This window comes from Arenibacter amylolyticus (assembly GCF_002150785.1).
GTDB lineage: Bacteria > Bacteroidota > Bacteroidia > Flavobacteriales > Flavobacteriaceae > Arenibacter > Arenibacter amylolyticus.
The window spans coordinates 1-26,931 of sequence record NZ_MTAZ01000051.1; the positions used below are offsets into that span (position 1 = coordinate 1).

General features: G+C 39.9%; 26 protein-coding genes. 12 read left to right on the plus strand and 14 right to left on the minus strand.

Annotated features, from left to right (window positions below; genetic code table 11):
* Nucleotides 1-127 precede the first annotated feature (127 nt).
* Nucleotides 128-2,143 carry a BCCT family transporter gene (locus BV214_RS14845; RefSeq protein WP_086478298.1) on the minus strand — a complete coding sequence of 672 codons (2,016 nt, stop codon included), beginning with the start codon at nt 2,141-2,143 and terminating at the stop codon, nt 128-130.
* A 398-nt stretch (nt 2,144-2,541) separates the two neighbouring features.
* Between BV214_RS14845 and BV214_RS14850 the strand changes: the two genes are divergently transcribed.
* The 3 genes from BV214_RS14850 (at nt 2,542) to BV214_RS14860 (ending at nt 5,232) form a co-directional block, all read left to right on the plus strand.
* Entirely contained in the window at nt 2,542-2,694 is a 153-nt protein-coding gene (locus tag BV214_RS14850) for a YqaE/Pmp3 family membrane protein (protein WP_086478299.1), read from the plus strand.
* Nucleotides 2,695-2,721: 27 nt separating this feature from the next.
* Nucleotides 2,722-3,294, plus strand: a complete 573-nt coding sequence (locus tag BV214_RS14855) for a hypothetical protein (protein WP_086478300.1) — start codon at nt 2,722-2,724, stop codon at nt 3,292-3,294.
* A 495-nt stretch (nt 3,295-3,789) separates the two neighbouring features.
* Nucleotides 3,790-5,232: a leucyl aminopeptidase family protein gene (locus BV214_RS14860; RefSeq protein ID WP_086478301.1), complete on the plus strand. Its 1,443-nt coding sequence runs from the start codon at nt 3,790-3,792 to the stop codon at nt 5,230-5,232.
* A 117-nt stretch (nt 5,233-5,349) separates the two neighbouring features.
* Here BV214_RS14860 and BV214_RS14865 read toward each other — a convergent pair whose 3' ends face one another.
* From BV214_RS14865 to BV214_RS14900, 7 genes are all read right to left on the minus strand, one after another.
* Nucleotides 5,350-6,861, minus strand: a complete 1,512-nt coding sequence (locus tag BV214_RS14865; protein WP_086478302.1) for a carboxypeptidase regulatory-like domain-containing protein — start codon at nt 6,859-6,861, stop codon at nt 5,350-5,352.
* 138 nt (nt 6,862-6,999) lie between these two features.
* Nucleotides 7,000-8,406, minus strand: a complete 1,407-nt coding sequence (locus tag BV214_RS14870) for a CsgG/HfaB family protein (protein ID WP_086478303.1) — start codon at nt 8,404-8,406, stop codon at nt 7,000-7,002.
* Between the two features lie 7 nt (nt 8,407-8,413).
* On the minus strand, nt 8,414-8,812 hold the full coding sequence (locus BV214_RS14875; protein ID WP_086478304.1) for a curli production assembly/transport component CsgF: 399 nt from the start codon (nt 8,810-8,812) through the stop codon (nt 8,414-8,416).
* Between the two features lie 4 nt (nt 8,813-8,816).
* Nucleotides 8,817-9,590 carry a CsgE family curli-type amyloid fiber assembly protein gene (locus tag BV214_RS14880; protein ID WP_086478305.1) on the minus strand — a complete coding sequence of 258 codons (774 nt, stop codon included), beginning with the start codon at nt 9,588-9,590 and terminating at the stop codon, nt 8,817-8,819.
* 577 nt (nt 9,591-10,167) lie between these two features.
* A complete protein-coding gene (locus tag BV214_RS14890) occupies nt 10,168-10,692 on the minus strand; it encodes a hypothetical protein (RefSeq protein WP_086478307.1) in 525 nt (174 codons plus the stop codon).
* Between the two features lie 81 nt (nt 10,693-10,773).
* A complete protein-coding gene (locus BV214_RS14895; protein ID WP_086478308.1) occupies nt 10,774-11,523 on the minus strand; it encodes a hypothetical protein in 750 nt (249 codons plus the stop codon).
* A gap of 572 nt (nt 11,524-12,095) precedes the next feature.
* Nucleotides 12,096-12,503: a carboxymuconolactone decarboxylase family protein gene (locus BV214_RS14900; RefSeq protein WP_086478309.1), complete on the minus strand. Its 408-nt coding sequence runs from the start codon at nt 12,501-12,503 to the stop codon at nt 12,096-12,098.
* A 600-nt stretch (nt 12,504-13,103) separates the two neighbouring features.
* On the opposite strand from BV214_RS14900, the gene BV214_RS14905 reads away from it, so the two are divergent.
* Nucleotides 13,104-13,502: a VOC family protein gene (locus BV214_RS14905; RefSeq protein ID WP_086478310.1), complete on the plus strand. Its 399-nt coding sequence runs from the start codon at nt 13,104-13,106 to the stop codon at nt 13,500-13,502.
* Nucleotides 13,503-13,656: 154 nt separating this feature from the next.
* Here the strand turns inward: BV214_RS14905 and BV214_RS14910 are convergent, their stop codons facing one another.
* From BV214_RS14910 to sbnA, 3 genes are read right to left on the minus strand one after another with little or no spacing between them, the layout of a single operon-like run.
* Nucleotides 13,657-15,114 carry an alanine racemase gene (locus tag BV214_RS14910; RefSeq protein WP_086478311.1) on the minus strand — a complete coding sequence of 486 codons (1,458 nt, stop codon included), beginning with the start codon at nt 15,112-15,114 and terminating at the stop codon, nt 13,657-13,659.
* The gene (locus tag BV214_RS14915; protein WP_176328532.1) at nt 15,101-16,906 is read right to left on the minus strand and encodes an FAD/NAD(P)-binding protein; all 1,806 of its coding nucleotides are present in this window, start codon (nt 16,904-16,906) and stop codon (nt 15,101-15,103) included. Before BV214_RS14915 ends, BV214_RS14910 begins: the two co-directional genes overlap by 14 nt.
* A gap of 32 nt (nt 16,907-16,938) precedes the next feature.
* A complete protein-coding gene (sbnA, locus tag BV214_RS14920; RefSeq protein ID WP_086478313.1) occupies nt 16,939-17,943 on the minus strand; it encodes a 2,3-diaminopropionate biosynthesis protein SbnA in 1,005 nt (334 codons plus the stop codon).
* 324 nt (nt 17,944-18,267) lie between these two features.
* Between sbnA and BV214_RS14925 the strand changes: the two genes are divergently transcribed.
* From BV214_RS14925 to BV214_RS14935, 3 genes are all read left to right on the plus strand, one after another.
* Nucleotides 18,268-18,705: a hypothetical protein gene (locus tag BV214_RS14925; protein WP_086478314.1), complete on the plus strand. Its 438-nt coding sequence runs from the start codon at nt 18,268-18,270 to the stop codon at nt 18,703-18,705.
* A gap of 134 nt (nt 18,706-18,839) precedes the next feature.
* Complete coding sequence (locus tag BV214_RS14930) at nt 18,840-19,325, plus strand: hypothetical protein (protein WP_086478315.1); 486 nt, start codon at nt 18,840-18,842, stop codon at nt 19,323-19,325.
* Between the two features lie 36 nt (nt 19,326-19,361).
* Nucleotides 19,362-19,550, plus strand: a complete 189-nt coding sequence (locus BV214_RS14935) for a hypothetical protein (protein WP_086478316.1) — start codon at nt 19,362-19,364, stop codon at nt 19,548-19,550.
* Between the two features lie 257 nt (nt 19,551-19,807).
* On the opposite strand, the gene BV214_RS14940 is transcribed toward BV214_RS14935, so the two are convergent.
* On the minus strand, nt 19,808-19,999 hold the full coding sequence (locus BV214_RS14940) for a CsbD family protein (RefSeq protein WP_086478317.1): 192 nt from the start codon (nt 19,997-19,999) through the stop codon (nt 19,808-19,810).
* 396 nt (nt 20,000-20,395) lie between these two features.
* Nucleotides 20,396-21,016: a hypothetical protein gene (locus BV214_RS14945; protein ID WP_086478318.1), complete on the minus strand. Its 621-nt coding sequence runs from the start codon at nt 21,014-21,016 to the stop codon at nt 20,396-20,398.
* A 482-nt stretch (nt 21,017-21,498) separates the two neighbouring features.
* Here BV214_RS14945 and BV214_RS14950 point away from each other — a divergent pair, with 482 nt between their 5' ends.
* The 4 genes from BV214_RS14950 (at nt 21,499) to BV214_RS14960 (ending at nt 23,084) form a co-directional block, all read left to right on the plus strand.
* On the plus strand, nt 21,499-21,930 hold the full coding sequence (locus BV214_RS14950) for a response regulator (RefSeq protein ID WP_086478319.1): 432 nt from the start codon (nt 21,499-21,501) through the stop codon (nt 21,928-21,930).
* A gap of 102 nt (nt 21,931-22,032) precedes the next feature.
* The gene (locus BV214_RS17000; RefSeq protein WP_223883476.1) at nt 22,033-22,188 is read left to right on the plus strand and encodes a hypothetical protein; all 156 of its coding nucleotides are present in this window, start codon (nt 22,033-22,035) and stop codon (nt 22,186-22,188) included.
* A 10-nt stretch (nt 22,189-22,198) separates the two neighbouring features.
* Nucleotides 22,199-22,582 (plus strand): hypothetical protein, encoded by a 384-nt coding sequence (locus tag BV214_RS14955; protein WP_245806808.1) that lies wholly within the window; start codon nt 22,199-22,201, stop codon nt 22,580-22,582.
* A gap of 82 nt (nt 22,583-22,664) precedes the next feature.
* Nucleotides 22,665-23,084, plus strand: coding sequence for a VOC family protein (locus tag BV214_RS14960; RefSeq protein WP_086478320.1), 420 nt, complete (start codon nt 22,665-22,667; stop codon nt 23,082-23,084).
* Nucleotides 23,085-23,338: 254 nt separating this feature from the next.
* Here BV214_RS14960 and mgtE read toward each other — a convergent pair whose 3' ends face one another.
* A complete protein-coding gene (gene mgtE, locus BV214_RS14965; RefSeq protein ID WP_086478321.1) occupies nt 23,339-24,676 on the minus strand; it encodes a magnesium transporter in 1,338 nt (445 codons plus the stop codon).
* Between the two features lie 869 nt (nt 24,677-25,545).
* Here mgtE and BV214_RS14970 point away from each other — a divergent pair.
* Complete coding sequence (locus tag BV214_RS14970) at nt 25,546-26,706, plus strand: RtcB family protein (RefSeq protein WP_086478322.1); 1,161 nt, start codon at nt 25,546-25,548, stop codon at nt 26,704-26,706.
* Nucleotides 26,707-26,931 lie beyond the last annotated feature (225 nt).

The following is a 26,931-nucleotide window of genomic DNA, read 5'->3' on the forward strand; positions in this document are numbered from 1 at the left end:
GAGAGGACAGGTAGCCAAATAATGGCTACCTTCCTACTCGATTGCGCTTATCCTTATTATGTAGAAAAAGCTCTGAAGGTAGCTGCCACTGTAAAACTAGCTCCATTTATCTCAGGAATAATAGGTCTTAAATATTCTTTTTAAGTTTGCGTTTAACCTTCTTAAACTTTTTGTGATGGATATTACTGCTGATGAACATGGCGTTCTTTTCTTCGGAAGTGAGCCTTAAAAATCGTTCATAATGCTTCAAGATATCCGTTATTAATTCGTTCTTGGTAAAATAATGGACATTGTAGCCTTCCCTGGTATCCCCAAAATAGGAGAGCGGAAAAAACAACTCATCACTCACCGTTTCTGGCAAATTCTCCTCCTTTACAAAATAATCGGGTAGATTTTTAGATTCTGTTCGCACACCATAGATGAAGTTATTCACCACATCGTATTGTATCTCTATTTCTATTCTATGGGGATTTTGATGTGTATTGATTTTTGAAGTAATCTCATATTTGGATAATACTTCCTGCATTTCCTCAAAAGCACTTTTTACAGTAGTGTTTATAAAAGTGTCAATGGCCGATTTGGTTTTAAAGGTTACAATTTGCTTTAATTTGTCTTGCCAAGAGTCGGAAGACCACAGGTCAGTAGTCGCTGAGAAGTCGCGCTCGTAATATTTATGATCTATTTGCAAGGCCTTCACCAAACTAACAATAAAAAGGAGCATAATTACCGAAAAAGGTAAAGCAGTGATAAGTGTCATACTTTGTAAGGCTTCCAATCCACCGGCATTTAATAAAACAAGGGATATGGACGCCAAAATAATTCCCCACAACGCGATTTGTATTTTAGAGGACCTGGTAGAGTTTTTTGTGGCGATGCTATCCATTACAACAATACCTGAATCTGCCGAGGTAACAAAAAATATGATAATGATGAGAATGACCAAAAAACTAGTGATTCCAGACAGCGGTAGGTATTCCAAAAATCGGAACATAAGCATATCGGGATTTCCAGCTATACTACTCAAAGCACCATCGGCGATAGCCTGATCTATCCACATAGCACTATTCCCAAAAACGGTCATCCAAATAAAATTGAAGGCGGTAGGGATGATTAGGACAGCGGCTACAAAATCCCTAATAGTACGCCCTTGGGATATTTTTGCTATAAATAACCCCACATAAGGTGCCCAAGATATCCACCATGCCCAATACAAGATAGTCCAATCATAAAACCAAGGAAGCTCATCCGTTTTGTAGGAATGGGTATTGAAGGTAAGCTCTATAAAACTACTTAAATAATTCCCCAGTCCTTCTGTGAAACTAACCAAGAGGTGAGAGGTAGGGCCTACTAAAACTACAAAGAGGAGTAAAAAGATAACCGCTACAATATTAATACTACTCAATATCTTTATTCCCTTACTAACCCCAGTAACTGCAGATAAGATTGCCGTAGCTACCAATACACCTACAATAATAACCTGGTAGATAAAGCTGGTATCTGGAAAGATATTCATATTTACGAGGCCCGAATTAATTTGGACAACCCCAAACCCTAAGGTGGTGGTAATACCAAATAAGGTGCTACAAAGGGCAAAAACATCGATGACATTACCCCAAACTCCTTGTATCCGATTTTTTAGTAAGGGATAGAAACAACTACGTAAAGATAGCGGTAGCTTATACCTATAGGTGAAATAAGAAAGGGATAAGCCAACAATACCATAAATGGCCCAAGCATGAATACCCCAATGGAAGAAGGTATATAATTGTGCATTTTTAGCCCTAGTAATGGCATCCTCTTCTGCAAAAATTGGGGCGCTATAATGTTGCATGGGTTCTGCGACACTAAAGTACATAAGACCAATTCCCATTCCAGCAGCAAAAAGCATTGCAATCCATGAGAAGAATGAATGCTGGGGCTTACTGTCATTTTTTCCCAATCGGATCTTCCCATATTTGCTCAGCACCAAATAGAATAAAAAGAATACAAAAATGGTCACAGACCATACATAGACCCAGTTGAGGTTAACGAAGATAAACCTCTTTATACTGTCTAAAACTGTATTTGTTTCGCCAGGGAATAGGGCGGCTAATAAACAGGTGACTATAATGAAAATTGCACTTGGAATAGTGATTTCCCTTATTAGGGTGACTCAATTGTGGGATGTTTCGGCCATGAAACTGTCTTTAGGATTTAAAATTTACTGTTTTAAGTAAAATAACAAAGAATGTAGCTAAATCAGGGCAGATATCAGTTTTAAATAATAGGGAGCCTAATATATAGGACGAGGTAATCAATTTTATAATTTCTAAAAATACGCGATACTTTCCACTCAATTGCATTAGCTGTAAGGAATAGAAGATTCCCTTACTCCTCCTAACTCCTAGATATTACTATGCTAATTTCATATATGGAATCAATTCTTATTCGTCTAAAATACAAGGGCTAAGAATTGGTGTTTAAGTTCGTTTTTTTAGGATTTCGGTTAAACTATGTGTTGATAATCAGCGATTTTTGTAGTGAATCAAAACAATTAGAACTATGTCCTTACTAACGATAATATTTAATATTCTTTTGCCGCCTCTTGCGGTCTTTTTGAAACATGGTATTGGGACCACCTTTTTGGTCAGCGTACTTCTTACCCTATTGGCTTGGCTGCCTGGCGTAATTCACGCTTTTATAGTAAATGGATAATAACAAACGTTTAAAAAATTAATAATCATGAGAAAAGTACTATTACCTATATTAATGCTTGCACTAATCAGTGCTTGTAATGTTAAGAAAGAAGATAAAGGAGAACTACCAGATCTAGATGTTGACCTAAGTGCAGATGCTGGTGAATTGCCGGAATATGAGGTCAACTGGGCCGATATAAATGTGGGTACTACCACTAAAACCGTAGAAATTCCGAAGGTCATCGTTGTGATGGAGGAAGAGGAAGTAGAGGTTCCAGTAATCGATGTGGATATGCCCGGCGAGGATAAAATGGAGCGTTCCATTGTGGTTCAGGCCGAAGTAACTGGCAAGGAACACGAATTAGAGATAAAAGAAATTAGGGCGTCGGAAAGACGACTCTATGTAATATCGGAACTAGAGAAATTAGATACCGATTTGGGCGATAAAAAAATGCGTGTACAAGATCAGGTAGAAATTAATGCCCCAGATTTGGATGTGGTTCATATAATCGTTGGAGAGCGTGCCGATAACGTTTTAAATAATCAGTACCATTATGTTAATTCTATGGACGACTTGGATGCCAACGTACGGGATGCCCAAGTTATTTACAAGGATTAAAAATTGCTATACTCTTTATTAAAAATGCCGGTGAATTTCCATCGGCAATTTTTTTATCCAAACTCCATATTCTTAAATTCAAGCGATAGGACTATTGTGCGTTAAAGCCCTGTGTTTTGTCCGCGAATCTTACTTGAGATTTATTCTAAAAGTGGATGATAGTCAATTCATTTTTGAATGTGTGTTGAAGGTGGATTCGTCCAATTAAGGCCATTTATTTTTAAGTTAAGCGACTTATGATAGGAGGGAATTTAACCTAAAGACAGCTTCTTACTTTAAAGCTATGCTCGAACCCGGTAATTCTTAGGGTGATTTTCCAATCAACAAAATGAACTATGGTTATATAGGAGAGGAGAATGCCATACGGATTATTTTAATGTGTAATTTAGTCGCTAAATATTAATATACTATCCATGGCGGTTACAGGTATAAGAAGGATGTTGGATAATGTGAATACCTGTACAACGAATTGTAAATACAAATTAAACGAAGAATATGATAGAGAACTATTTGAATATAAATTTTAAAATCTATACGGAGCAAGAGGATGCTTTTGAAGGTGCCGATGAGTTGGTGCTTATAGGATCTACCGAGCAGGCAGCTAGGTATAATTTTAAGAAGGCATTGATTTCCAGTATCGACAAGGCTTTTACCGAGAATAAATGGGTGGTCCTTAATGCTGTAGGAGATCAACACCAATTTTTAATGGTACTTCCCAACTGTGAACACGAGGCTTTACGTTTAGCAGGGGCATCTGCGCTTGCAGCCCTTAATGAACATCAGCTACAATCAGTGCATATAGTGGGGCTAGACGAGTTTTCTGAAAATGAATGCTATGCCTTTTTGGAAGGTATGCTTTTAAGTAGTTATAGTTTTGATAAATATAAGGGGGAAAAGGAAAAGAAATCCATTGATATCCATATCAGCGGACGTTCTTTTTCCAAGAGCAAACTAAGGGAGCTAAAAGTAATTGCAGAGGCTGTTTCATTGACAAAAACCTTGGTTAACGAGCCGGTAAATTATATGGATGCGTTGCAGTATTCCAAAACCGCAACAGAAGTGGGAAAGGAATTTGGTTTTGAAACGGAAATCTTGCACAAGGAACAGATCCAAGCCTTAAGAATGGGTGGTTTACTTGCAGTTAACAAAGGGTCGGAAACCCCTCCTACCTTTAATGTATTTCATTACAAACCAGCTAAGCCCGTCAATAAAAAACCTTTGGTGCTTGTGGGGAAGGGGGTAATGTTCGACACTGGAGGGTATTCCTTAAAAACAGGCGGGAATATGGTTACTATGAAAAGTGACATGGCGGGAGGAGCAGCGGTCCTAGGAATTTTGGCTGCCATTGCCGGAAATAAATTACCCTATCATGTGATTGGAATTGTACCAGCTACGGATAATAAAATAGCTGCCAATGCATTGGTGGTAGACGATGTTATCACCATGATGGACGGTACCACCGTAGAAGTTAAGAATACCGATGCCGAAGGGAGATTGGTTTTGGCAGATGCATTAACCTATGCCAAGCGGTTTAATCCGGAATTGGTGATAGATATGGCAACCTTAACCGGCGCCGCTGCAGCCATTACCGGTGCCTTTGGTATGGCCGTGTTAGGAAATGATCAGTCCGAAATAAACGATTTAAAGGAAATAGGGGAAGTGGTGTACGAAAGATTGGTGCAATTACCGCTTTGGAAAGAGTTCAAGGATTTGTTGAAATCCAACATAGCGGATATGAGTAATTTAGGCGGACCAACAGGCGGGGTGAGTACTTCTTCCATATTCTTGGAGCATTTTACCGATTACCCGTGGATACATTTGGATATTGCAGGAGCTGCCTTTGTAAAGGAAGCCTCTGGATACAGACAGAGTGGAGCTACGGCGGTTCCAGTACGCTTGCTCTATGAGTTTATTAAAGCTAGGGCCAAGAAGATCTGAGACTAAGTGATAGTTATATGAGGTTTACTTAATCCTTGTTTTAGTAAGTATAAATATAAAGGCCCATTTTCATGGGCCTTTTTTTGGTTGGGTTATTTAAATTGGGCAGTAGTTAAGTTACTCCCAATTTGGCATAAAAGCATTGGTAAATAGTAGCTGTCTGTTATTGTTTTCACTGTCTTGGGTTCTATAGATTTTTCGCTCCGAAAGTCCGTCATTGGATGTGTTTGTAAATATAATAGTGCCTTCGTCCGGGGAATATTTGGGATCCAGATCATTGGTTCCTGCCGTTTTCTTGGTAGTTATTTCCACTACGGTGCTATTCACCAGACTATATTCAAATATTCGGGAATCTAATTGCCTGTATTCGGCATTTTCTACCCCAGAAATATCCCTAGTGAAGAGTACTTTGGTGCCATCCATCGAAAAATCCAATCCGCCCAAGGCACCGGGCTGTCCATCCATAACTACATAGGCTTCTGTCCCAGTATCCATATCCACTACTACAATCCTAGCTTCGTATCCGTTGGCATTATTGGTCTTTAAGGCCACTAGATTATTAACGGAATTAACTGCTATTTCACTTATGAAAGTACCGTTGGCTACCTCATAGACCAATTTGTTCCCTGATCCATTGAGATTAATGCTGTACAGCTTGTTAAAACTTGGATAATAGAGTTTGGCACCATTGTCATACCAAGAGAATTCCAGTTCGTCTTGTCTAAATCCGGCAACCGATACGGCAGCCGTAATTTGCTGTACCGCTGAGCCATCCGGATCCATGGAAAATAAATGGGTTTGTGTACCTAGGGTACGTAGGAACGCCACTTTCCCCACGGTATTGTTTTTAATGGGCCTATAACTATTATTGTTGGTGCTGGTTAATCGCAATTCGTTTTGGTTAACGCTTCCCGTCTCCATAGGTTCGGATCCTGAGAATATAACATTATTGCCATCCACGTCCCTTACATAAAAGAAGCGGTTGTTGGTAGGTTCTTTAGTGGTAAAACTGCTAAGGGCACTTTTAACCGGACTGTTTACCCCATCATCTGCAGAAACTTGCCAGAAGTAATTAACTCCAATAGCTAACTGATCTATCGTTAAAACGGTGTCTTTAAGCGCTTCGTAGACGATTACTTGATTGGTAGAGCCATTCCTTAGCTCCAAGCTATAGCTAATTTCGTCCTTATCGTTTTTTGAAGACGTCCAGCTAAATGTGGTATTTACAGGTACCTCCGCTGCCTTGTCTATGGGGGATAGGAGGTTTGGAGCTAGGGGCGATAGATTTCCGGCATCCAAGGAGTCTAGTTCAAAGACAATATGTACGGTCTTGGCTTCCATAATCGTAGCTGCTTTAAAGGTGGTCTGGAACTCGTCTATCTCTGCCTGTACAGAATATTTGCCAATGGCGATGTCCTCAAAGACAAATTCCCCCTTCTCATCTGTAAACAGGGTGGTGGAAGCCGGAGTAGTAGATATTTTTACATTGGGAAGGGGGGTATTCTTCCCTTTGGAAACCACTGTACCTGTTAGGGTTCCAAAAGAGTTCTCGGCAATAGGCTCTTCTTCACAGCCCCAAAAAAGGGCGGCAAGGACGAATACTAATAGATATAGCTTATTCTTTTTCATATCTGTTTTTATATTGTTTTATAAGGTCATACCTGCCCAACTAGATCGTTCAAGCGGCTGTAAACCTGCATGACGGCAGTCTAATTCGCATATATTTATTATTTGGTGCAATCCGTTTTGGTTAGGCTCATTCCATATTTACTCCTTTAATACCTCTTTCTTCTTTTTTTGCCCAAACTTATATTTTATACCGGCTCCAAATTTGTAATAGTAATCATCCCTTTTGCCGTGTATTACATGATCTAGCTCATCTGTAGAGGTAAAGTTGCTTTCTGCAAATACCCGGAAATCAATCCGGTCCGAAACGTAGGCATTTAGTCCCACCCCAAACTGAAGTTTTGGAGAGAAAATCTTCTCTTGGTTGGCATCTTCCCGGGTATGTATGTCGAAAATAAAGCCGCCTCCCCCATAGATAAATGGTGCTAACTTGTCATAAGGCAATATATTTAGTTCTAGGTTAAGGCTAGAGGCCATGTATTCCCTATAAAAAGATTCGCCCCCAGTGATATATAAATAGCCGAGATCTAACCCAATAGCGGCATGGGGCGACACCATTTTAGTATAGGCTACGGAACCTCCAAGGCCCAAGGTTTTTTTGGATAGATCGGCATTTAATCTTGGTGAAAATGCATTAAAATTAAGGGCGTTCTTATATTTTAAGGGAATTTGTTTTCTGTTGTGTACCAAGGTAGCTTCTTCCACTTCCTTTTCTGCCTTATAGGCATCCATTAGTTTCTTATTGGTTAAGGCTCCATCTTTGGTGGTCCACAGTCCGGCCTCTATTCCTTCTACGATTAAGGCTTCCACTGCTTTTTCAATGGCGTCTTTCATGGCAAGCTGTACGGGTTCGTTTTTAGTGATTCCAGTTTCGGCCTCTAGCAACCGCTGAAAATTTACGTATCTAAAGAGGCTGGCATCTATGGCTTGGGATAATATGGTCTTGGAGACATATACGGTTTTTAAAATTTTGCCGTTGCTGGTAGATACCGCTCTTAAGTATATGGATATGCGATCTTCGCGATATTGTGTAGATCCACCTGCTCCAAAATAACGGGCGCCGGCACCCCCGGTAATTACATTGGAATCGTAGGAAACCACGCCGCCCTCTAGCAATACCCCAGCATAGAGTAAGGGAGGTAATGCTGGTTGGGGGTTATTGGTTCTCTTTTGAAACTCGTCCCTGGTAGAGCGGATAATATTTCGTTCGTTGAGTAGGTTGGATAAATTTTCGCGCTCAATGGGAATAAACCATTTAGAATCTTCCAAGGCCTGTATCAACATGGTAGTGGCCCCTTGGGAAACGGCTGTACTAAAGGTGCTCCCATTCTCCAAGGTTTTGTATTGGCCTGTCTGATCTTTAAAATTATAGACACCCACCACTACCTGTTCGTAGGGTAGGGGCATGTCTCGCAAAATTTGGGTTTTGGAGGCCAATTCGCCTATGCGGGCATCCTGTACCTTATAGGGTTGGTTAAAATAGGCGCCGCATCCAAAGAGTAATAAGGATAGGGAGCCTACCAGGGCAAACGCTGATTTTGTATCCATAAATATTTTAATTTGGGACTATAATTTGGGTTTGCTCGCCGGTATTCACATCCAATATATTCATGACTAAGCCTTCGCCCGTTTCGTAGATTTCTACTACTAGGCTTCCCACATTAAAGGTGCCTTCCTTTAGCCCTTCTTTAAATTCTGAGCTGAAGGCAGTTCGGGAAAGTTGTCCCAAAATTTGTCTATTGAGGCTTTCTTGGAAGCGTTCCAATTCCGATTTTGTAGTGTGCGATCTACTTTGGTCGTCTTTAAACGAGTTTTGCGCATTGGCAGAACTCAATAACCATTGATAGTTAAAGGTATTGCCACCAAAATTGGGGTTTTTTGGGGTGTAGACTAAATGCTGACCAAAAGCGAGGCCGCTAAACAATAGGAATATCCCAATAAAGATTGTTTTCATAAGTTCAATATTTAATTCTTTGTTGTTTGGCTTGTTTCAATCCCATTAAGTGTCGGTTGACCAGATAGACAGACTGCTCTGCTTTTTCCTTGAGGTAACTGGCTCGGGGATTTAAAAAGAATTGAGCTACTACATCTTGGCCCACATATATTTTTAGGCGGGTATTGCTGCCCAAGGCCAGCTCTTCCTGGATTTTTACAATTTCCTCCCCATTGATGTTATTGGCTCTATAGGCGGTAGAAAAGTAGTTATAGAAATCACTGCCAGCTTTTGTCTTGGTATCCTCTACTACCAATCCCTTGAGAAATACGCCGTCTGTCTCTTCTTCCTCTTCCTGTAGCGCTTTTTGCAAGTCGCTGACCACTAAGGGGGATAGGGTGTCTTCTCCCTCCAAACCGTTGATTACCACCCGGTCCTTGGTTAGTAGTTGCTCGTTTTCATAGATTAATAAAAGGATAATAACCCGCTGATTTTCTTCCGTATTCAGGGATTGAACACTTAGTACTTTTTGTTCTTCTGGCGCAAGTACAAATCGGCCTGCAGAATTCATGGTGGCTTCAGACTGATTTCCAGTGGCCTTTTTAAAAACTGAAAGTTTATAGGAGAGACTTTTATTGATTTTGGTTTTATTTAGGGCAGTGGCGGTAATTTTATACACGGTTTCGTTGGATGCTACCTTAATGTTGGCCTCCACAGGATGCGTTATTTCCTCCTGCCCAAAGAGGCTGAGGGAGAAAAGGAAGAAATGCCCTATCAGGAGAATTGTTCTTAACATCATTTTAGAAATTGGATTTGCTTGTTGGTATAGATACTCAGTTGCGGAGGGATACTCCACCCTAAATTGGGATTAACCCAGTGTCCTTTGGGAATTAGCATATCGGCGGCCTTATCGCTTTTAGTGCGGATTACATCTACCCATGTGAAAGCAGCCCAAAATAAATTAATAGGCGCCTGTGCGTTCTTTATTATTAATGTTAAAGTAATACCCCCAGCGTGGATGAGGGAAAATAACAGTCTTATTACAAGAGGTATTAAAGGAACACTCATATGGGAGTATTTAGGTTTTACAACTAACTAAGCAAAGTAAGAGATTGGGGTGTACCTAAAATAAAGGATATAATATACTTTATAATCCTAGATGGGACATACGGTGGATATATTCGTTGAAAGAAAAAAAGTTTTTTAAAGAAAGATTAATTTCTCGAGATAAGTAAGATTTATTTGGTATGAGTTGTTGTATGGGGACGGATTGGAAATTGTAAATTCCTGTAAATCTTTATTTTAAAAATGCTGTTAGCGTATATAGCTGCATCCATCTAGAGAAATGGCTAACTATTTTTTTGTGTAAGAAAAAGTTATTGGTTGTTTCTAATAATAAGGGATTGGTGGTCATTATTCATCCGTATCACCATCCGGTCTTGTAGCGCATTGTTACCATGGATCTCCAACCGTTGTCCGTTCCCAGTTTGGGTAATATTGCGTTGCAACAGTTGGGTAGTAGTGCCAGTATTAAATTCTAATAGTTGATTGTTGTTGCCGTTCTGTAGGACTCGGTAATCTATAGTGGTAGCGCTAAGCGCTAGTTCTATGTTATTATTGTTCCCATATTGTCCCAGGGTTACCTCACTTTGGTTGGCAAAGGTGGTTACCGATGAGGTGTTATTTTCACCTACTTGAGTGATTAGGGTAATATTGGTATTGGAGTTGTTGATCTGCGCCTGCCGGGTTAAAAATTGTTCGTTAATTAGGTTTAGCGCATCGTTGGGGGTATTCAGGTCCTGAATAGAGGAAGATATGTAAGAGGCCGAGTTTTCCTGGGCTGTTACCTTGGGGAAAGACAAAATTGCTATGAGAAAAACAACGGGAAAAATAGCGTTCATATGATAGGTTTTATAAACTAAAATATGGGATGGTTGCAACCTACCATCCCATAGATTATATTGAATCAATATTGTAAGAACTTAGTCATTTTGGATTACGGTGATGTCCTGAGTGATGCCGGTCTGATCTACGACACTAATATTCGTTGTACCATTTTGTCTAACGATGGCATCATGGTCTCCAGAGCCAATCTGAGTTATCCAACTCTTATTTTGTATACCTTCTTGAAAAACGGTTGCCTCATCTTGTGCAGCGGAATTCTGATTAATTTGACTGTAATTATCCCAACCATTTTGAGTGACCTTTGCGATAGCATCCGTCCCCTCTTGTGTAACATGACTTACATCTGAATTACCATTTTGATTTACATCTGCGAAGTTGCCAGAGCCACCAAGTTGATGTACAGTGCTTGCGTTCCAATGACCAAGTTGGTCAACATCTACTTCATCTCCGGTACCAGTTTGTGTAAGAAAACTATCATTGTTATTTCCTACTTGGTTTATATTCGCGGAATTGCCATCTCCGTAAACGGTTGCATATGATTCGTTTCGTTCTCCTACTTGCCGTATTCTAACGTGATTCATATTTGCATTATCTGGAACACTTGGTTGACCGATTTGAACCTCACTTTTATTTTCAATTTGTATTTGATCAATATCAAAGGTATTGTCTCCTCCTCTGATATTCATTTTACTGTTATTCAAATTGCCAGTTTGATGTACTGTTCCTGTGTTATTCCAGCCGGTCATCACGGCGTTACTCACGTTACTTTGAGCCATCACTACGGTGCCCATCATTAGCGCTGCTGCGCAAAAAATCACTTTTTTCATAATATAAAGGTTTAAAGGTTACAGGTTTGGCTGTTAATTCTAGGGCAACCTTTATGAAAACATAAAGGGTTCCAGGAAAAACAATCATAAACTAAGCAGGTGAACTTTGAAAAGATGCTTGGGGTATCTTTAACCAGTAAAAAATATTACAAAAAAAACATCTTGGGGGAAGTGGATGTGGCTACTGATATAAGATCAGTTTCAGGTTGTAAATAACTGTTAATTAGACATTTACAACGGGTCTTGAACGGTGGTTGACTAATTTGGTCGCTAACATATCCTACTTTTTTTGACTTTACAATGAACAATCGACATACAGCATAAATACTCGATTAACTATTAAAAGCAGTTATATTTCTGTCGGAAAAAAATACAATATTTCAATAAAAGTAGGATTTATTTATGCATAAATAAAGTGATGAATTTCAGGTTTTTATTTGTTTTTCTTATAGAAATGACTTCTTAAAATTGGGTTTGGAAAAGTCAGCACAAAAAGAATGGTTTTTTACAAAAAAAAGCCACTCCTAAAAGTGGCTTTTAAATAAATAATCTAAGCTGTAAAGGAAAAGAATTTACTTTTTCTCCTGTACCGAAACACCCCTTTCAGAGAAAACTGCCTTTGCAATATTCAAGGCATTTAGTACTCTTGGAAATCCGGCGTAAGGAAGTAAATGTATTATGGCTCCCACTATTTCCTTAGGGCTAATACCTATGGTAAGTCCGGTATTTACATGTAGCCTTAGTTGTGGCTCCAATCCCTGTGTTACCAAGGACGAAATGGTAATCAGGGTTTTTTGCTCATGGGACAATCCCTCCCTTGCATAAATGTCCCCAAAAGCAAATTCTACAATATAATCTTCTAATTTAGGGTCAAGATCCATCAGGTTTTCGAAAGTGATAGAGTAAGCCGGATTTTCGGACTTATCTTCATATTCACGTATGACTTCCATACCCTGTTGGTAACGTTTAGATTTTTCCATGTCTTCGTTTTTATTTTTATAATTGTTAATTCAACTTTCATCCATGAGTGGAAGGATATTCCTTCCCTCCATTTTTATTACTCCCTTTGGGTGATATTTACCCTGCCCGGTAAGTGTGGATTAGCATCTCTAAGCTCCCATAAAATTGGGCAAAACGCGAAAATTAGAACAATTTAATTGAATTTAAAAATTGACTCTGCCCTTCCTCGTTTTTAGCTCCTAAATCTTTCTCATGGTTATTTAAAAAAGGGCTGACTTCAGAGGATATACATAGGCTTGGAAATCGACCTGATTTATGGCTTGTAGCCTTTAATTAATCAATAGCGTTAAACATTAAAGCATTTGCGAAGTATGCTGTCCCATTAGATTATTAGTTTTATAAATGGCGATTAGGAGCTTGGTTTATTGCATGGTAGCACCTAAATAATAATGCAACAAATAGATTGTATACACTGCATTTTATGGGCTTACTAGAAGGCCATGGACACGGCTCCGTGCCTATTCAAGTCTTTTGATGTCTTAGGGTTAAGACATTATAAACAGGGCCCGTATTTACCCCTAGGGCTGAGTAAATTATTAAACTTTCTAAAATTACACGATATGAAAATTCAACCTTATTTAGCTTTTAACGGAAATTGCCAAGAGGCACTTCACTTTTATGCAGATTTGTTTAATGCAGATATAGTGAACAAACAAACCTATAAGGAAAAGAAAATAGACGTCCCTTCCTCTTTCCGCGATAAATGGCAACACGCCGAATTAAAAGGGAAAAACATCCATTTAATGGCCTATGATGCCTCACCGGATACCCCTATTAATCATGGAAATCAAATTCATATGAGTGTAGATCTGTCTACCAAGGAAAGCGCAGAAGAGCTGTTTGTACAACTGTCTAAAAATGGACGGGTTCACCATTCTTTCAGGGAACGGGAATGGGGCTATTTTGGAAGATGTACGGATAAATATGGAATTAATTGGATGGTAAATTGTGCTAATTAAAATAGGGGAGGAGAGGGTTAACCATCGCATAATTGTATTTTAATATAGTCGATAGTAGCTAGCATATCACCCTTGGAGTTTTCCTAAAATGGGAAGGTTCTTTACCTCCCCTGATGCATAACAGCATTGGTCATAAAAACTCCACAAGGGAATTCTAGTCTTTGGTTATTAGATTGTCATCTATAAACGTTACCTTATTAAAATCCGTAACATCCTCCTTAAACATAATATTTTTTGAAAGCTCAAATAGATGGGCTTCGGTCTCAAAGAAATGCATCATATAGCCAGCGGTATTAATAAAAACTACCAAATCTCCCCGCTTGGGTAGTTGAGGAAGGGATATTTTTCGTTTCAGCAGAATATCCCTTTCCAAACAATAGGCCCCGGTAAAATACACTGAGACCTCCTCGGAGTCCTCGGTGTAATCCTGATATCGAATATAGGGATCTAGAAGGAAATCGGCACTAGAGCTCATCAACTGGCTCATGTTCATTTCCAGACCAACGAGCCACTGACCCTTACTATCCCTTTTTCTATGCGCTACTTTGGCAACGGTAATACCTGTTAGATTTAAGAGAGACCTTCCGGGTTCAATCCTTATTTCAATATCCTCTCCCTTTAGTCGTTGGGCATTGCTTAGATTCGTTTTAGGGGCCTTATAATTTAGAATCTCATCTATAAAAGTGGCCCCGTTAATACGATTATAAAAGGGGTAGGTGTCTAATTTACCTTCTAATTTTCCGTTAATCATCTTATATCCCAATCCAGTTCCGTTAAAGGTAAGGCTGGTATTGGCCTTCATAACGGAATCCCTCAGGTTCTCATCAAAATTTTTCCACTCCTGTTCGTCCGCCAAGTAATTCATTAAAATTCCGCCGCCCATATCTATAAAGGAAATAGGATATCCTTTCTGTTTTAACCCACGTGCAAGAGCAATACAGCTAGAAAGGGCTATTGCCCGTTGTTCTATGGAGTACCCATCTAAATGAAAATGAAGTCCACCTACCTCCATTCGGTCCAATTCTTTATCCCCCCCGATATAGCTTTCTACGAAAGCAGCAACCTCCTCTATATCAAATCCAAATCTGCTGTATAATTTCTGGTCCTCTATGTAAACTCCGCTGACCCTGATTCCTACTTCTGCCTTCTTCTCCATTTTTTTTGCGATGGCATTCACCAGTTTGCATTCGTCGTAATTATCCAAAATAATGGTGATATTATTTTTGATGGCCAGTTCTATTTGCTCGGTTGTTTTTATAGCGGAGGTCAACACTAGGTTATGCCTATCACCTCCCAACGCTAACGACTGTAAAAGCTCTTTATAACTAGCGGTATCCACGCCAATTCCGGTGGACAAGGCTTGTTTTACTAATCCCCTGCATCGGTTGGCTTTACGGGCATAATATATCTTGTGCTTCAGCTTGTGCGACTGAAACACCTTTTGGTAGTTTCTAATATTTTCCTCAAAAGAACTGAGGTTGTGAATGTTAATCGGTGAACCGTATTTAGCAACAAGCTGGTTCAGAATGGATGGATGCTCCAATAATTTATGCATCCATGCCGATGTCAGCGGTGTGAGTCCGCCATTAGGATTTCCCTTAACGTATTTCATCAGTTTTAATATTTTTGTGGAGGTGTTGTTTTTCGCAAATAGTTTTTAGAACGGACTTAGCCCAATGGGAGGCGAAGTTATTGCGTTCCCTAGAGAGGGTATCATTATCAAAGGTAAGGCCCTCTGTGGGCGTCCCATAAAAAGTGAGATCCTCATTAATGTTCCCATCTATATCATAAGGCCTCCCCCTGTTATCCAGGTCTATACATCCCGGTATATAATTTCCATTGTTATTATTGCGATAATAACGCAGCATACCGTTCTCCAACATTGTATGTAACAACCCTTGGTAGCCGTTGCTATTGTTGGCCTTGGGAATGGTTGCATTAACCAAGTAGTGTGCCCATTCCTGCATTTCACCTTGTTTTAACACATGTTTTTGGGTATTGGAATCATAGGAGTAAAGGGGATTTTTACTATACGATAGATCTATAATACCTGCCTCTTGGAGGGCGACCATTTTTTTAGCATTCTCCAAGGGAGGGCCATAGGCTAGCCGATTAAATAATCCGAAATAATAATTATCGAAAACTTGATGGGAAGGGGCATCTAGTCCGCCAAAACAATATAAGCCATTGAAAATTGGACTTATTTGTCGCCAGACGGCAGTGGCAGTCAACAACGGACTTTTGCCAATACCTAGTTCTGCCTCCTTAATTAGGTGTTTTAGATAAAACGAGGTATAACTGTGGGAAGGTTGGCGTATGCTGTGAAATGGATCCTCCATGGCCAGCCAGGAAAACTTAGGAAGTTGACTGTATTCTAAATGAAAATTGGCCACCTGTTCTTCTACCTTTGAGTAATCTGGATGGTATTTTAACTCCCACCCCACCACTTGAAATAGGGTACGATAGTAGGCATAATGAAAGAGTTGTTTTATTCTGGGAAGAATGGTGTTTACAAAACTAGTTGGCTTAGCAGCATTCATTTTTCCCAGTATATCCTGGATAATAGGGGAGGGTACGGGCATTTCTCCTTGGGTACCCGTTCTGGGTATCATGGGCAATCCGGTTCTAGAGAAGGGGTATATCTTTGCAGGTTCCTTGCCAGAGGAAATATATTGTAGGCTACCGTTGGGTAACAATTTGAAAGTGCCACCCCGTCCCTCCGTAAGGGAAAGCGCTGTGTCTATATACGTGAGGCCCATTCCTTTAATAGCCACTTTAGTATGGGCGCCTATTTGGGCAAGCTGCTCCGTTACCGGATAAACAAAATCTATATAGCCTGCCATGGCTTTTTGGTTGACAGAAAGTTGGGGCCTATGCCAAACATGCCCAGTGGTAATCAATAATTTTTTAAAATAATGATTGGGAAGCCAGTTTCCATCTTCTTCGCTTTCCAAGCTGTACCCCTTATCTTTACGGTGTATCCTGCTAATGGTGGCTACATGTGGTGTAATTGTAATATGGTTGGGAAGGTTCTGGCAAAGTTTATCAAAACAGTGAGTTAGGTACTCGCCAACCCACCCTCTTGGGGAAAATGAGTTTATCATGTCATCGTTCCCTTGCCCTGTTTTTTTATGTAGCCAGTGCACATAATCATCCATGGCTGAATCGAGGAAATTGGGTTTTCCCTCTCTATGGAATTTTATATTATGGTTGGCAAAATTCATAAGAAGATACCTAGGCTGGTCCGGACGATAAATATCTCCAGCACCAAAAAAAACCGTTTTATTGAAAAGATGTATGTCTATGGGGACCTTTATGGCTGCATGTTTTATTTGTGCTAGTAACTCTTCTAAGCCATACAGGCCTTTTGGTCCAAAGCCTATGATTCCTATTCTTAAAGGCATCCTGGAGTTTTTGTTGGGTATTTTCTTTTTCTCTACCATCCACCTATAGGATTCAAGTGGTTTTTAACCCCTGCTATTTTCTTAAGCAGCCATTCCCTATTGTAGATGGTATCCAGATAGCGATCGCCTCTATCGCATAGCAATAAAACGCAGTTGCTATTGTCTGGCAGGTGGTATTCGTACTTTTGGATTGCGGAAACAACGCCCCCTGTAGACCCGCCGCAAAGGATCCCCTCTTTTTTTAGCAAGGACCAGCATCCCAGCACGCAATCCAAGTCGCTAACTTCCACATGATCCCATAGCTTGGATGAGTCTAAGAATTGGGAGGGTACACTGGCGCCATGGCCTGGAATTATTCTTTCGCCCGGTGAGCCACCAAAAAGTACGCTTCCAATGGCATCTACTGCAATAATCCTAGTATTTATATTATTTTTCTCTATATAATCTGCACAGCCCATGATGGTTCCGCAGGTACTTACGGCTATAAATAAATAATCTACCTTATAGTTGAGGGCCTCCATTATTTCTGTCATTGTATCGTGGTGGGCCAACGGATTATTGGGATTTCCATATTGATTAGACCAGTAGCTGTTGGGGATGTCCAGAAGCAATTGTTGAACCTTTTTCAATCTGGCGCCTAAATACCCGCCATTTTCATTGGGCGATTTCACCTGTACTATCTTGGCTCCGTAGGTGCGTAGTAATTTTTCGGTATGTTGGTTGATGTGCGGATCTACAACCACTACTAACTGCAGCTTATAGTAGAGACATGCCTGGGCAAGTCCGAGGGCCATATTTCCGGAGCTAGACTCAATAATGGTGTCGCCAGGCTGAATCTCTCCAGTAGCTATCGCTTCCCGTAAAATGTTCATCGCAGTACGATCCTTCACACTACCGCTGGGATTGGCAAGTTCTAATTTACCAAACACCTTAACCCCCGGCTTGTTAAATATATTACCTAATTCTACCAAGGGGGTATGGCCCACGGTATTAATGAAATGCTTGGCAATTTTATGACTTTTTTCCAATGCGATCATGAAAAGGAGTTTTTAGTGTGACCTTAAATAGGACGGATATTATCCCAAGATGAAAATTACCGTGTAAATAGGGAAGCGCTTAACCTGTTCCAGTTTTTTGTTGACTGATATAGCTTTATTGGATTGGTAATTAATAGGTTATGTGCCTCTTAGTTTGATGGTGTCTGTAGAAGGGGAATAGGTGAAATAGGGATCGGACTGCAAGGGATTCTCCTTTTTCCTTATCACGATTAAGGTAATTTAGCTATTATGAATTGCGTTACATTTTAATTCATTAAAGAAAATATTTGTGGGGTATGATTACTAGTTTTAGCTAAAACTTGAATGATGCAGAATTGGATTTTATATGCTTGTCTCCAACAGTTGAGTAGATTTTATGCTTGTTCCCAGCTTCAATATATCAATGCAGCAATATGCGCACCCACCCCAATCTTAAGGCGCTTTCTAGAGGAAAGGGCCTTTGAGCGTTTGGATTTTATTTCGGACTTGGAAGTGGCCATGGAGGGAGGGGATCGGGAAAACCGTGTAGGACCTCTGATGGAAGAAGTGTTTCAGCGACACCTTAATTTATATGGTCAAAATTCCTTGTCTATGAGTGGGGATGGGGATTTTATGGACACCGACTTCAAGATTATTGAAATTTGCAACCTTCTACTCTCCCATGACCTGTTGCCAAGTTTTCGTCGTTTACTCCGCTACCATCTTTTAAAAGTAGAGTCGGCGCGACTTTCAATGTATTATTTAAAAACTTTATATCCCTAGTGTTTTACATTAATTACCAATAGGGGTACTACTGCTTAAAGCAGTTAATTTTAAATTCATTTCCATTCACAAAAGAGCAGGCATTAAATTATCTTTTCATAGAAATAAGAGCAACAACATAAAAATATTGAAAAATGAAAAGATATATAGGTATAATGGGCATCTCAATGGCATTGATGATGCAACTAAGCTGTAAATCCAGTAAGGTAGAAAGGGCAGCACAGGAGAAAAAACAGCCCCAAGTGGCAACTACGGAACGTACGTCTTCGGAAACGATATCGGATACCTCCCCAAAAAAATCTGAAGAGAATGCAAATTCCACCAATATAGTTGAGGGTGCTAATGGCTCTACGGGGGCCAATGTAAACGTAAATTCTGCGTCCTTGAAAGCACCCACTAATTCAGAGGAAGATTTGTCCAAAATGTATGAGGAATTAAAGATGACCACCGATCAAATAAATCAATTGGAACGGGCTATGGACAATTTTATAAGCAAGCAGCGAAATTCCCCCAATGGGAAAATGATGGGAACGGTAGCCAGTGAACGGCAACGCCAATTGAAGCAAATCTTATCCGATGAGCAATATGCAGCCTATGAAAAGTGGAAGAGTCGTAACTAATGGGAAATAGGAACTAAATAAACTCCAATAAAAGACATGAAAAGTGCGGAAAATGAAAACTTGAAAGCTAGTGAAAGTGCTCCTATGCCTACGAAACAAAAGGACAATATTGGGGTTAGCAATCAAACTACCAATGTGCCCAGAACACGGTTTCCTTGGGCTATGATTGCAGTGGTTGCTGTAATTCTAATAGTACTGGCCTTTATTCTTTTGGCAAGTGGCTAAATTTGATATACCCTTCTGTTGCTATTGAGGATCCATGGAGAATGGAATACTACAGCTTACTGCTACACTAATGTGCAAAGATTTACAGCCAGGAATCCTAACTGTGGTGGGTAGAGGCGCCACTTAAAATAAGACACCACCTAATTATATCTTTAAGAGGTAGCTATAGGGGCTACTGCTACTGGAGTTTTAAACTAGGTGTAAAAAAATACCCTCCACGTTATGGGAGGGTTTGTTATTCAATTGATGAAACCTATTTAGTTGCTCCATTCTTCGATTTGTTCTTCCAATTCTTCTCTTCGCTTTCCTGTTTTTTCTTGAATGCGCCCCATCATTTCATCAAATTTACCTTCGGTATAAGTAAGGTCGTTGTCTGTGAGATTCCCATAGGTCTGCTTAAACTTACCCTTTACTTGCTTCCATTTTCCTTCTAACTGATCTCTATTCATATCGCTTAGGTTTTTAATAGACGTTTAAGGTCTATTAGGTTACTAATTCATTTTTTTATCATCCCTAATGTAAGCGGTAATTTTCAGTTTTATGATTTCAGAAAATTATAATTTTAACTCAATTACTTTTAATTGAAAACTTCTCCGTCCTGCCCATTCAAAGGGATATCTTTAGTTGCTAATTTTTGGTAGAAGTGCCTGTCTTAAGCGTATTGTTTTTGTGTAATTACTGGGAGAAATGGTGTGGGGAGTAATGGTCCATTCTAGGGGTTGGGCAACTCCTGATGAAGCTTTTGCTGGAAGGTGGAAGATGGCTGTTGGCAACCACAGTGTTGGGAATAGTAAAAATCCAGGAGTATTAATAAATCAGCTGCTTGGAAAGCCGTAAATACCTACTTATTGGTTGAGGTTCATTTTTTTAACCGCTTCACCACAGCTTTCAAAAAAATCTATAATCGCTTCTTGTTGCTCTTCTATGGCTACATTGGGATTCACGGCTTCCCAAGTACTTTTAACCTGCTGGGCCTCCAAACCTAGTTCCGGGAATTTTTCGCGCTCTAATTGTACAATCAATTCATAGATGGGGTCTCCAATGGTCTTAATGTCGGCAGCTAGCTTAGATGCGGTAGATTGGTCCCTTATAGTTTGGGCCTTATGTTTTAAGCTGTCTAATAGGCCTATTTCACCCTGTTGGTGTTCCATGGCGGTGGTTCTTACCATATTGATCAATTGTACCAAGGCAGCTCTAGTGTAATTGGGATCGGATCCCAATAAGAATCTATCCCCAATAAGGGATAGGTATTCTGCAGTTTCTTCGGCAGATTTAGTATAGGGAGTAGCCTTTTTATCCTTGATTTCCTGCTCAATGGAGTAATCGGATTCCACCTGGGGCACGTTGCTGGTTTTTTCCTCCGTACTGTTAGTGAAGGTCATATTAAAAAACAGCAGTACCAATATTAATATAAGTAGGACCCATGGCCATTTTTGATTCATCTTAACTTTTTTTAATGCTGCCATGATGGTTTTTTAATGAGTTTCTGTACGTTTAGGATGGTAATTTACGAATGCCGAGAGAAAGATACTTTGTTCATTTCTTAAAGGTTAACCATATCCAATCTTTAATTAGCCTAAAAAAATATCTGTCTTTGTCTTAGGTATCGTGAAAAAAGGAATTGAATCCAGATGGAACGTTTCATTTTGAATTTTGTTGGCTTGGCAGGGAGTTGAGAAGGGGTGCATTTTGAGAATAATTTATCTTCAAATGAACATCGGTAAGCGATACGGTTAATCAATCTTCATTTAGAGACATTTAAAACCTCCAAAAAGGATTAAATTTAACCGTGCTTAGAATGGGAGGTTAAACTTATGGTAGTGGCTGCTTATTACGTGGTTTAGCGTACAACAACTGAACAGTACAATGCCTTTTTCTGATGTAACGAGGAGTCTGTCATTTTAGGCTCTAAAAAATATTTAAATCCAACTTATAAATTACACTGCTTGTGGTAAATAAAAACCTATTATTATTTTTAGCAGATGACGATCAGGATGATACCATGTTCTTTTTGGAAGCTATTGATGGCTTATCGCTTCAAACAGAGATCAAGACTTTTGACAATGGGGTAGATTTAATGGCAGAGTTATTAAAAAGGGAGGCCTCTTTACCAGATTTAATATTTTTAGATCTGAATATGCCCATGATGACAGGGGAGGAGTGTCTCATAGATATTCGTAATGAGCCAAGATTGGCGAACATTCCTATTATTATATACTCTGGTTATGTAGATTTTGAAAGAGCCAAAGTGCTTAAGGAGAAAGGAGCCAATAGGTATTTGCAAAAACCATCCTCCTTTAAAAAACTCCAAGATTTAATTGAGTTGGGAATAAATTCTATATTTAGTTCACAAACAGCAGCGACTTTTGTAATTAAATAGAAAGCTCTTACAACGTCAACCATAAATTTTAGGTCCATGGAAAGAAGGAATGCTGTTAAGGCTACCTAGGAAAAATGGATAACCTATTAAAGATGAGACTGTATGGCACTGAATAAATATACAAAGCGTGCACGTATTGGGGGCTTAATAAGCATGTTATTCATCGGCCTGGGGACTATCCTTTTGGGTAAGTTAAGCGGTGATGAGGCTAAAGATTTAATAAAGAGTTCCCTAGAAGGAATGAATACCTTAATGTAATACCATTGCCTTGGCATCGGCCACTATTTTGGCCCTGTTGTTAACCTTATTAGGTCTTAGTTCCAATTCTAGGTCCGAGTTGAAGAAGGACTTTTATCAAGAAGGGTTACGTATAGCACAGTTAGATACCATTATTTTTATTGCAGCCGTAATTACCTTCCTTTTATTCAATTTGCCAAATACGGAGTCGGATAATGTGCCAAATAATTGGTTCAGTATTTTGTATTATATCTCATTGGGGGTATCCAGTGTTTTGAGCGCCGCGCTAATCGTGGTGGTTCTTTTGCTGTATAATACGGTGGTGAATCTGTTGCGTATAGGAGGGATGGGTATTACAGATTATCCGTTGGCAGTAAAAAGGGAAGAATTGGATAAGAAGGAACAGGCATGGTAATTATATTTTAAAACTTTCCGCTTTCATTAATTCCTTCTGTAGTTGTTTAGACTGTTAGCTGAATTTTTAATAATACTACATTATGGACAATCTTAAAGTGAATGGGGTGTTGGAAACTTCTCTTTACGTGAGCAATCTTCAGGTTTCTATGACCTTCTATAGGACCCTTTTCAAGTTTAAATTACTGATTGAAACCAGGAACTTTTGCGCATTCAATGTATCCGACAAACAGGTTTTGCTCTTGTTTTTAGAGGGGTCGGCCAGTGCGGGAAGTACTGGATCGGGTGGGCTTATTCCCCCCCATGATGGTAACGGGTATCTACATCTGGCGTTTGCCATTGCTAAAGACGAATTATCCCCCTGGAAAGAATGGTTGAGGAAAAATAAGGTTACGATCGAAAGTGAATACAGGTGGGAACGTGGAGGGACCAGCTTATATTTTCGAGACCCCGATAACCATTTACTGGAGTTGGCTACCCCTGGCTTATGGACTATTTACTAAGGAGTAGGGTACTGCATTTATATATAGCTATTTCCCCACCATCACGTACCTGATGTTAGGATATGGTTACTAGGTGCTCATCCAAAATTGAGACAATAAGCTAGATCCCCTTTCGTGATAGCCAAAGGTGAAACTAGGGTTTAATGTGTGGACCCATACCTGGCCAAAACGGAGCATATAGCGGTGATTTTACCTTTCTAAGTCCCTTTTATAAAGCGAGTAGGTTTATTTGAACTACAATCTTCATCATTTACTTATCCCAACAACCAGGTTGCAATAGAAAAATAGATTACTACCCCGCAAATATCGGACAATGAGGTTACTAAGGGCGCGCTAGCGGTTGCAGGATCCATTTTTATACGCGTAAATATAAAGGGTAGGAGAAGGCCAATGAGACTGCCCATCATAACCGTAAAGATCATGGACAAGGCTACCACCAGTATAATTTCGGGGGCACGGAAACTTGCTACGGCCGCTACACCAATAGACATGGTAATTCCCAAAAGAAATGAAACAACGAACTCTTTCCCTATCAGACGGTGCCAATCGCTAAGCTTTACCCCGCCCACTGCCAAATAGCGAATCATTAAAGTAGCAGATTGGGAGCCGGCATTTCCCCCACTATCTATTAGGAGGGGTAAAAAGAAAACTAAGGGTACAAAGGATTGGATTACCTCCTCAAAACTGGACATGGCAGCACCGGAAAAGACGTTCATAAAAACCAGTACAAACAACCAGCCTATGCGATTTTTATAAAGATCTATCACCTTTGCCTTAATGGGATCGGATATAGCTCCTTTGATAGATCCAAATTTATGGAAGTCTTCGGTAGACTCCATTTCATCTACATCCATGATATCATCAAAGGTCACTATACCTAATAACATCCCTTCTGTATTCACTACTGGGAGGGCGGCCCTATCGTATTTCTTAAATAGTTTTACGGCGTTTTCTTGGTCGTCCAGGGTGTTCAGGGCCACAAAACGTCTATCCATCAATTCTTCTATACGTTGATTGGGGGTAGCTAGCAATAACTTCCCTATCCTTAGGTCGTCTACCAGCTTTCCTTCTTGGTCCACAATGAATAAGGTGTTCAAGGTTTCGGAATTCTGCCCATTTTTCCGGATGTATTCAAAAGATTCCGATACGGAAAAATGGGGTTTAATGGCCACAAACTCTGGCGTCATCAGTCGCCCTACACTATCCTTTGGATAGCTAAGAAGGTGAGTGGTAATCTTGCGTTCTTTTGGAGACAATAGCTGAATTAATCGCTGAGCAACCTCCTCTGGAAGCTCTTTAAGAAATGAAGTTCTGTCATCTGGTTCAATATCGTTGAGGAGATTGGCCACTTTCAACGGCTTTTCTCCCAATGCCTCTATAATAGTTAGCTGGTCTGTATGGGAGAGCGACTTAAAAATTAATTTTGCCCGCTCTCTGGACAGTAACCGGAAAAGGATTATTTTCTCCCGATTTGGTGTATCCCGAAATACAAGGATTGCTTCATTAATATCCAATTCATTTAGTGAGCGATGTACTAATCTCCAGTCTTTTTTCCTGATTGCTTCCAGGAAGTCTATTTTCGAATCAATCATAGAAGTGTATAATTATTTTGTCTCAATCATTTTAGAGGGTAATATCACCCATTTCATGCCTCAAAAAAAATAAGCTATGGTGGTGTGTGAGGCCCATAACAACTAAACCTGGGCAGGACATTTAATTAGGATTATACCGATGGATTAGCCAGTGATGAGATCCCTTAAAGATATTTAAAACCCTCCGAAACTTGTAGCTGGGAAATGGGAAAGATCGTCCTTTAGCAGCATTAAGGGTAAGAAAGGCTAGGGATAGCCTAGAAAAACAAAAAGAGGCAAGGGTAAGTAGCTTGATTCTCATTGGGTTAAAGAATTGAAGTGAACTATAACATTATTCAGTTAAATTAAGCAAAGACTTTGGGGTGGACAAACAGGGAATTTTGGAAATGTTTTTATCTGGAAAGGGGATTTTAGAAGTCTATTATAGCCATTTTAAGTAGGTATTAAAGTCCTCAGAAAACTCAATAATCCTGTGAAGAAACACCACTATTTTTTAAGGTGGATTTCCGTAAAGGATAGGATTCGTTATCAAGGGAGTTCATAACCACATTAAGAACATTATTTAGTAGTTTTTAGGTGCTCTGGTATCCTAGTGGTATAAAGCCTGTAAAGAATTTTGCCTATACAAGAAATAGGTTATATTAAGTATACCTTCTCGTGGTTTATTAGCAGCATCCGTCGAGGCAATAAGACTCGCAAAAAGGACTTAGAAGTTAACCGTACGCCTGTAATACTCCTAGGGCAGAATTGGCGAGGAGGAAATGCTAAAATACCGATGGACGATTGTATAGGTATAAATTTAAATTATGAAGGTTGCCTATGGTTAATAGGTAGCCAAATGAAAGGGAATCTTTAAAACGATATTGAAAATGAAAACAGTAATAACAACAGAAAAACTTCCGATTATAATATGGTTAAAAGAAGGGGAGATGGAGGAAGGGGCGTTAGAGCAGGCCCGTAATCTGGCGAATCTCCCTTTTGCCTATAAACATATTGCAGTCATGCCAGATACGCACCAGGGCTATGGTATGCCCATTGGGGCCATATTGGCCACAAAAGGAGCTATTATTCCCAATGCAGTGGGCGTAGATATAGGTTGCGGAATGTGTTCCTTACGGACCAATTTAAAAGATGTGGAAACATCCGATCTTAAGAAAATAATGACTCAGATACGGAAGACAGTTCCAGTGGGCTTTAAACGCCATCAGAGTCCGCAAGACGAATCATGGATGCCGAAGGTGATAGGAAACTTGCCTATTGTGGAGCAAGAATACGACAATGCTCTATATCAGGTAGGGACCTTGGGGGGAGGGAATCATTTTGTTGAAATACAGAAGGGGTCAGACGGGTATATCTGGATTATGATCCACTCTGGTTCTAGAAACATCGGGTATACAGTAGCAAATCATTATAATAAGATTGCACAGGCGAAAAATAAGGCCGAGGGGGATAAGGTGCCCAGGGATCTGGCCTATTTGCCGGAAGACTGTGAGGAGTACGATCTGTATTGGAGGGAGATGAATTATTGTATCGATTTTGCACTGGCCAACAGAAAGTTGATGATGGAGCGTACTAAATTGGCTTTTAGGGAAGTGCTTCCCGAGTTGGAATTCTCGGACTTCATCAATAAACCACACAACTTTGCCTCTATGGAAGAACATTTTGGAGAGACCGTTATGGTACATCGCAAAGGTGCTACTAGAGCAAGGGAAGGTGAGTGGGGAATGATCCCTGGATCCCAGGGAACCCGATCTTATTTAGTAAAAGGAAAGGGAAATGCCCATTCGTTTGAATCGTGCTCCCATGGTGCAGGAAGAGTAATGAGTAGGGCACAGGCTCGTAGGAAACTAGATGTGAAGAAAGAGAGTAAAGCATTGGAAGAGCAGGGGATTTTACATGCTATTAGGCATAGGAACGATTTGGACGAAGCCCCTAGCTCCTATAAAAACATAGAGGAGGTAATGGCCAATCAAAAGGATTTGGTTTCCATTGAGATAGAACTGCAACCTTTGGCTGTTGTAAAGGGGTAGAGCGTGCTAGGAGGGAATCAGGACCTTTCCATATGGCTAATGATGGCTTCAAAAGTCCATTGATTACCACAGTATAAAAAAGGTATAAAAAAAAAAAAGGCCAAAATAGCCATCTCACCGACAGGTGAGCTGCTACTTTGGCCAAAAAGGGGAGATTTAAAGTAGGTTACAGTTTAATCGTGACACTATCCCGCAATTTGTGTAAGTAGAAAATAGAGGGTGCTT

Excerpts from the sequence above, each read along its gene's own strand:
- BV214_RS14850 (WP_086478299.1), top strand. The coding sequence starts at position 2,542 with ATGTCCTTACTAACGATAATATTTAATATTCTTTTGCCGCCTCTTGCG.
- BV214_RS14855 (WP_086478300.1), top strand. The coding sequence starts at position 2,722 with ATGAGAAAAGTACTATTACCTATATTAATGCTTGCACTAATCAGTGCT.
- BV214_RS14860 (WP_086478301.1), top strand. The coding sequence starts at position 3,790 with ATGATAGAGAACTATTTGAATATAAATTTTAAAATCTATACGGAGCAA.
- BV214_RS14865 (WP_086478302.1), bottom strand. The coding sequence starts at position 6,861 with ATGAAAAAGAATAAGCTATATCTATTAGTATTCGTCCTTGCCGCCCTT.
- BV214_RS14870 (WP_086478303.1), bottom strand. The coding sequence starts at position 8,406 with ATGGATACAAAATCAGCGTTTGCCCTGGTAGGCTCCCTATCCTTATTA.
- BV214_RS14875 (WP_086478304.1), bottom strand. The coding sequence starts at position 8,812 with ATGAAAACAATCTTTATTGGGATATTCCTATTGTTTAGCGGCCTCGCT.
- BV214_RS14880 (WP_086478305.1), bottom strand. The coding sequence starts at position 9,590 with ATGATGTTAAGAACAATTCTCCTGATAGGGCATTTCTTCCTTTTCTCC.
- BV214_RS14890 (WP_086478307.1), bottom strand. The coding sequence starts at position 10,692 with ATGAACGCTATTTTTCCCGTTGTTTTTCTCATAGCAATTTTGTCTTTC.
- BV214_RS14895 (WP_086478308.1), bottom strand. The coding sequence starts at position 11,523 with ATGAAAAAAGTGATTTTTTGCGCAGCAGCGCTAATGATGGGCACCGTA.
- BV214_RS14900 (WP_086478309.1), bottom strand. The coding sequence starts at position 12,503 with ATGGAAAAATCTAAACGTTACCAACAGGGTATGGAAGTCATACGTGAA.
- BV214_RS14905 (WP_086478310.1), top strand. The coding sequence starts at position 13,104 with ATGAAAATTCAACCTTATTTAGCTTTTAACGGAAATTGCCAAGAGGCA.
- BV214_RS14910 (WP_086478311.1), bottom strand. The coding sequence starts at position 15,114 with ATGAAATACGTTAAGGGAAATCCTAATGGCGGACTCACACCGCTGACA.
- BV214_RS14915 (WP_176328532.1), bottom strand. The coding sequence starts at position 16,906 with ATGCCTTTAAGAATAGGAATCATAGGCTTTGGACCAAAAGGCCTGTAT.
- sbnA (WP_086478313.1), bottom strand. The coding sequence starts at position 17,943 with ATGATCGCATTGGAAAAAAGTCATAAAATTGCCAAGCATTTCATTAAT.
- BV214_RS14925 (WP_086478314.1), top strand. The coding sequence starts at position 18,268 with ATGATGCAGAATTGGATTTTATATGCTTGTCTCCAACAGTTGAGTAGA.
- BV214_RS14930 (WP_086478315.1), top strand. The coding sequence starts at position 18,840 with ATGAAAAGATATATAGGTATAATGGGCATCTCAATGGCATTGATGATG.
- BV214_RS14935 (WP_086478316.1), top strand. The coding sequence starts at position 19,362 with ATGAAAAGTGCGGAAAATGAAAACTTGAAAGCTAGTGAAAGTGCTCCT.
- BV214_RS14940 (WP_086478317.1), bottom strand. The coding sequence starts at position 19,999 with ATGAATAGAGATCAGTTAGAAGGAAAATGGAAGCAAGTAAAGGGTAAG.
- BV214_RS14945 (WP_086478318.1), bottom strand. The coding sequence starts at position 21,016 with ATGGCAGCATTAAAAAAAGTTAAGATGAATCAAAAATGGCCATGGGTC.
- BV214_RS17000 (WP_223883476.1), top strand. The coding sequence starts at position 22,033 with ATGGCACTGAATAAATATACAAAGCGTGCACGTATTGGGGGCTTAATA.
- BV214_RS14960 (WP_086478320.1), top strand. The coding sequence starts at position 22,665 with ATGGACAATCTTAAAGTGAATGGGGTGTTGGAAACTTCTCTTTACGTG.
- mgtE (WP_086478321.1), bottom strand. The coding sequence starts at position 24,676 with ATGATTGATTCGAAAATAGACTTCCTGGAAGCAATCAGGAAAAAAGAC.
- BV214_RS14970 (WP_086478322.1), top strand. The coding sequence starts at position 25,546 with ATGAAAACAGTAATAACAACAGAAAAACTTCCGATTATAATATGGTTA.